We start from the raw sequence: 4,399 nt of genomic DNA on the forward strand, positions 1-4,399 counted from the left end.
CAATGTCCACGCGGTCGGCCACGCCGTGACCCGCGAGGCGCGCACCCTGCGCAACGGCCATGCCGGCGGCGTGCTCTGGCTGACCGGCCTGTCGGGTGCCGGCAAGTCGACCCTGGCCCTGGCGCTGGAGCGCGAGCTGTTCGCCAAGGGCTGGCATGTCTATGTGCTGGATGGCGACAACGTCCGCTCCGGCCTGAACCGCGACCTGGGCTTCGGGCCCGACGACCGTGCGGAGAACATCCGCAGGATCGGCGAGGTCGCCGCCTTGTTCGCCGATGCCGGCTTTTTGGTGGTCACCTCGTTCATCTCGCCGTACCGAACCGATCGGCAGCGGGCGCGCGAGGCGGCGGGCGAGCGCTTCCGCGAGATCTACGTCAAGGCGTCGCTCGAAGCCTGCGAGGCCCGCGACCCCAAGGGCCTCTACCGCAAGGCGCGCAGTGGTGCGATTACCGACTTCACCGGGATCCAGGCGCCTTACGAGGAGCCGGAGCATCCCGACGTGATCGTGGAGACCGACCGGCAGAGCGAGGCCGAGTGCATCGAGGTGTTGATGAACTTCGTCCGCCAGCAATTCGCGGTATGACGGGACGGGCCGGCCCGGCGGCCGGCCCCGCGAACCTTTTGGCCGATGCTGGCGGGCACTGGGACGGCGGCGAGGTAGCATGCGCATCGCGGTGATGATGCGGCATGTCGCGGAGGATGGCGGCACCGGCACCTATACCCGCGAGATCGTGCGCCGCTTGGTAGGGCAGGGCAGCGGGCATCGCTTCGACCTGCTGCTCGACCAGCCGGACCAGGCCCGGCACTGGCAGGACCTGCCCAATGCGCAGCCGGTCGTGCTGCCCGCCAGCAGCCGGCTCGCCTGGGACCAATGGGTGGTGCCGCGCTGGTGCAATGCCCGGCAAGTCGACGTGATCTTCAACCCGAAGCACTCAATGCCGCTTCTGGCCAAGGCACCATGCCTGTTCGTGCTCCACGGGGCTGACTGGTTCGTGGTGCCGGAGAACTATGGCTGGCGCCTGCGCGCCTATCAGGCGCTGGCCCTGCCGCTGTACCTGCGCAAGGCGGCCTATACGATCAGCGTGTCCGAGGAGAGCCGCCTGCGCCTGGGCACGCGCTTCCCGTTCACGCAGGAGCGGTCCTGCACAATCCATCACGGCGTGGCCGAACGGTTCGCACCGGTCACCGATCGGCGACATCTGGACGAGGTGCGCCGGCGCTACCGGCTCCCTGAGCGGTTCGTCCTCTATCTCGGGCTCATCTACCGGCAGAAGAACGTGGCCGGGCTGCTGGAGGCATTCCAGCTCCTGGCGCCGGCAGTGCCGCACGACCTGGTGCTGGCCGGGAGGCCGGCCTTTCATGGGGAGCGCGAGCTGGCGCAGCTGGCGGACCCGGAACTGGCGCGCCGGGTGCATCGGCCGGGCTGGGTCGCGGATGCCGACCTGCCGGCCGTGCTGTCGCTGGCGGAACTCTTCGTCTTCCCGTCGCGGTACGAGGGCTTCGGCATCCCGCTGCTGGAGGCGATGGCCTGTGGCACGCCGGTGGTGACCTCGACCGGGGGAGCCTGCCCGGAAGTGGTGGGCGACGCCGCACCCACGATGGACCCGGAACGCCCGGACCTGCTGGCCCGGACGATGCAGGCGATCCTGACCGACCCCGCTCGTGCCGCCGAGCTGCGCCGCCGCGGCCTGCAGCGGGTCCGCCTGTTCGACTGGGATACGGCCGCTGCCCGAACGCTGACCGTGATCGAGGCTCTGGGCCGAGGCGGTGTGCCGCACCTGCAGGCCCCACCCGCCCTCGCCGGGGCGGCGCGCGGGTTCCCGGACCGCCCGATCGCTCCGCTCGAACCCGCCACCTCGCCGGACCCAGTGCGCTCCTAGGTCTGGGCGAGGCTGCCGGGCGCCGTGCCGTGCTGGCGACGCTGCGCACCTCTAGGCCGAACGCGACGTTCTCCCAGACCTTCATCAAGGGGAACAGCGCCAGGTGCTGGAAGATCAGGGCAGTCGCGCGGCGATTCGGCCCGATCCCCGCCATGTCCTTCTCGCCGATCAGGATGCGGTTCCCGCAGCGCTCGCGAAACGGCACGCGCCCACCGGTCGGGGACTGGCGGGCGCGTCGTGGCGAATGAAGAGGAGGAACTAGTCGGAATAGTACTTCGTGTAGGTACCGTAGTACTCGCCAGCGTCACCGTAGCCGTAGCGCTTATGCTTCTTGACATCGACCTTGGTCAGCACCGCGCCCAGCAGCTTGGCTCGCGCACCGCGCAGCGCCTGCACCGCATTGTGCGCCAGCTGATGCTTGGTCTCGGCCCACTGGGTCACGAACACCACCGTGTCCGCCACCGGGCAGAGCAGCAGCGCGTCGTTCACACCCAGCACCGGCGGGGTGTCGAGGATCACGTAGTCGTAGGTGCCTCGTGCCTCCTCGATGAGGGCCTTGAGCTTCTTGCTTTCCAGCAGTGCTGCGGGATTGGTGGGCCTGCGGCGCACCAGCAGCAGGTCCACGCCCGAAGACCCGTGCCGGACCACCGCATCCTCGAAGCTGACCTCGCCGCCCAGGAGCTCCACCACGCCGTTGGTGGGCTCCACGCCGAAATTCTTCGCCTGCACCGGACGGCGGGTGTCCAGGTCGATCACCAGCACCCGGTGGTCGGCCGCGGCCGAAATCACCGCCAGGCTCTGCGCCAGGGTGCTCTTGCCTTCGCCCGGCACGGACGAGGTCACCAGGATGACCCGCGGAGGGTGGTCGACATCGGCGAACCGGATCGCCGTGCCGACGCCGCGCACCGATTCCGCGAACACCGAGAGCGGCTTGTCCTTGAGGAAGCGCCAGGCGGGGCGCTTGGCCGTGATCTCCTTGGTCTGCGGGATCAGGCCGACCCGCAGGAGGCCCAGATGCCGCTCGACGTCCTCGGCCGAGCGCAGGCCCTTGTCCATCCGCTCCAGGAGCAGGGCGCCCATGCTGCCCACCAGCGAGGAGGCAACGAAGCCGACCGCCAGGAAGATCGGCAGGCCGGGCGTGGACGGGGCGACCGGACGCTGGGCGGCCGACAGGAGCTTCGCGTCCGAATCCAGGATCTGCTGCTGCTCGCGGGTCTCCTTGTAGCGCTGCAGGAAGCTCTCGTAGAGCTGCTTGGTCGACTGGGCCTCGCGCTCCAGCTCGCGCAGCCCCACCTCCGCGACCATGCCTTCGCCGCTCTTGCCCTGCGCCTGGCCCAGCTGCTCCTGCAGGACGTTGATCTGCGCCGCGTTGACCTGCGCCTCGTTCTCCATGTTGGCGATGATCCGCTCGATCTCGCCGTTGACGCTGTGCCGGAGCTTCTCCTTCTCGGTAGCGATCAGCTGCACCCGCGGATGCTTGGCGCCGAAGGTGGCGCGCAGTTCGCCTTCCTGGCGTTCCAGGTCGCTTTCCTGGGCCCGCAGCTGCAGGACGAGCGGAGAGGCCAGCACTTCCGGCAGCGTGTCGAGCGGCTGGCCCTTCGCCTTCAGCTCGCGCACGAACTGCAGCCGCGCCTCGCGCCCCGCCTGCTGAGCCTGGGCAGCCAGCAGCTGCTGGTTCATGTTGGTCAGCTGCAGGTCGGTCAGATCCGTCCGGTTGCCGGAGGTGAGGTTGTGCTCGATCTGGTACTGCTGGACCCGCGCCTCAAGCTGCTCGAGCTCCTTGCGCAGCTCCTCCACTCGCTGGCCCAGCCAGTCGCCGGCCTGATCGGTGGTCAGGCGCTTCTGGTCGATCTGGCTCTGGACATAGCTCTCGGCCAGCAGGTTGGCGACCCGCGCGGCCTTGTCCGGGCTCTCGGACGTGAAGGACACGCCAATCACGAAGGACCGGCCCTCCGGGGCTACGGTGAGGTTGCGCAGGAACTTGCTGCGGGCGACCTCACGATAAGGATCGGCGGCCAGGGCCTGGGAGAACTGCTCGCCATACGGCCCGCTGGTCAGCGGGTCCGCCACCGGTGCCGGCGGCTCGCCCGCCATGACCGGATCTGCCGTGGTGGCCGGATCCGCCTGGACCTCCGGCAGGGCCCCGGCCGGCTCGACGGGCGCCTCGGCCGACAGCGCCGGCATGCCGCCATCCGGCACCGCCGCGGGCGCCGCATCCCCGGTCACAGCCGACAGCCCGTCGTCCGGGCCGGCCGCGGGAAGGGGGGCGTCCTGGTCGAGCGTCGCCATCTGGATCAGCTCGTTGGCGACCAGCGGCTCCTTGGCGAGGCCGGTCGCGATCAGCCAGCTGTTCGGCACGAACGAGGTGGCTGTCGCGAGGTAGCCGCTCCAGGGCTCCGGCAGGGTGAAGACCAGGACCTGGCCTTCCTCGCCCTCCTCGACGGACGGGCGGAACTCCTCGTCGTCGAACAGGTTGAGCCGGGTCATCACCCGGTCGACCACCGGCGCCGACTGGAGCA

3 protein-coding genes are annotated in these 4,399 nt (G+C 69.8%); 2 read left to right on the forward strand and 1 reads right to left on the reverse strand.

Annotated features, from left to right (window positions below):
- Positions 1-583, forward strand: a 583-nt coding sequence (gene cysC, locus EQG76_RS21205; RefSeq protein WP_159716321.1) for an adenylyl-sulfate kinase, incomplete at its 5' end; no start/stop codon positions are given.
- Positions 584-662: 79 nt separating this feature from the next.
- On the forward strand, positions 663-1,880 hold the full coding sequence (locus tag EQG76_RS21210) for a glycosyltransferase family 4 protein (protein ID WP_159716322.1): 1,218 nt from the start codon (positions 663-665) through the stop codon (positions 1,878-1,880).
- Between the two features lie 258 nt (positions 1,881-2,138).
- Here EQG76_RS21210 and EQG76_RS21220 read toward each other — a convergent pair.
- A partial coding sequence (locus tag EQG76_RS21220) for a GumC family protein (protein ID WP_159716323.1) occupies positions 2,139-4,399 on the reverse strand: 2,261 nt, incomplete at its 5' end.

This window comes from Geminicoccus flavidas (assembly GCF_009806515.1).
Taxonomy (GTDB): domain Bacteria; phylum Pseudomonadota; class Alphaproteobacteria; order Geminicoccales; family Geminicoccaceae; genus Geminicoccus; species Geminicoccus flavidus.

What these genes read in the sequence shown, in the direction of transcription:
- EQG76_RS21210 (WP_159716322.1), top strand. Translation starts at nt 663, where the DNA reads ATGCGCATCGCGGTGATGATGCGGCATGTCGCGGAGGATGGCGGCACC.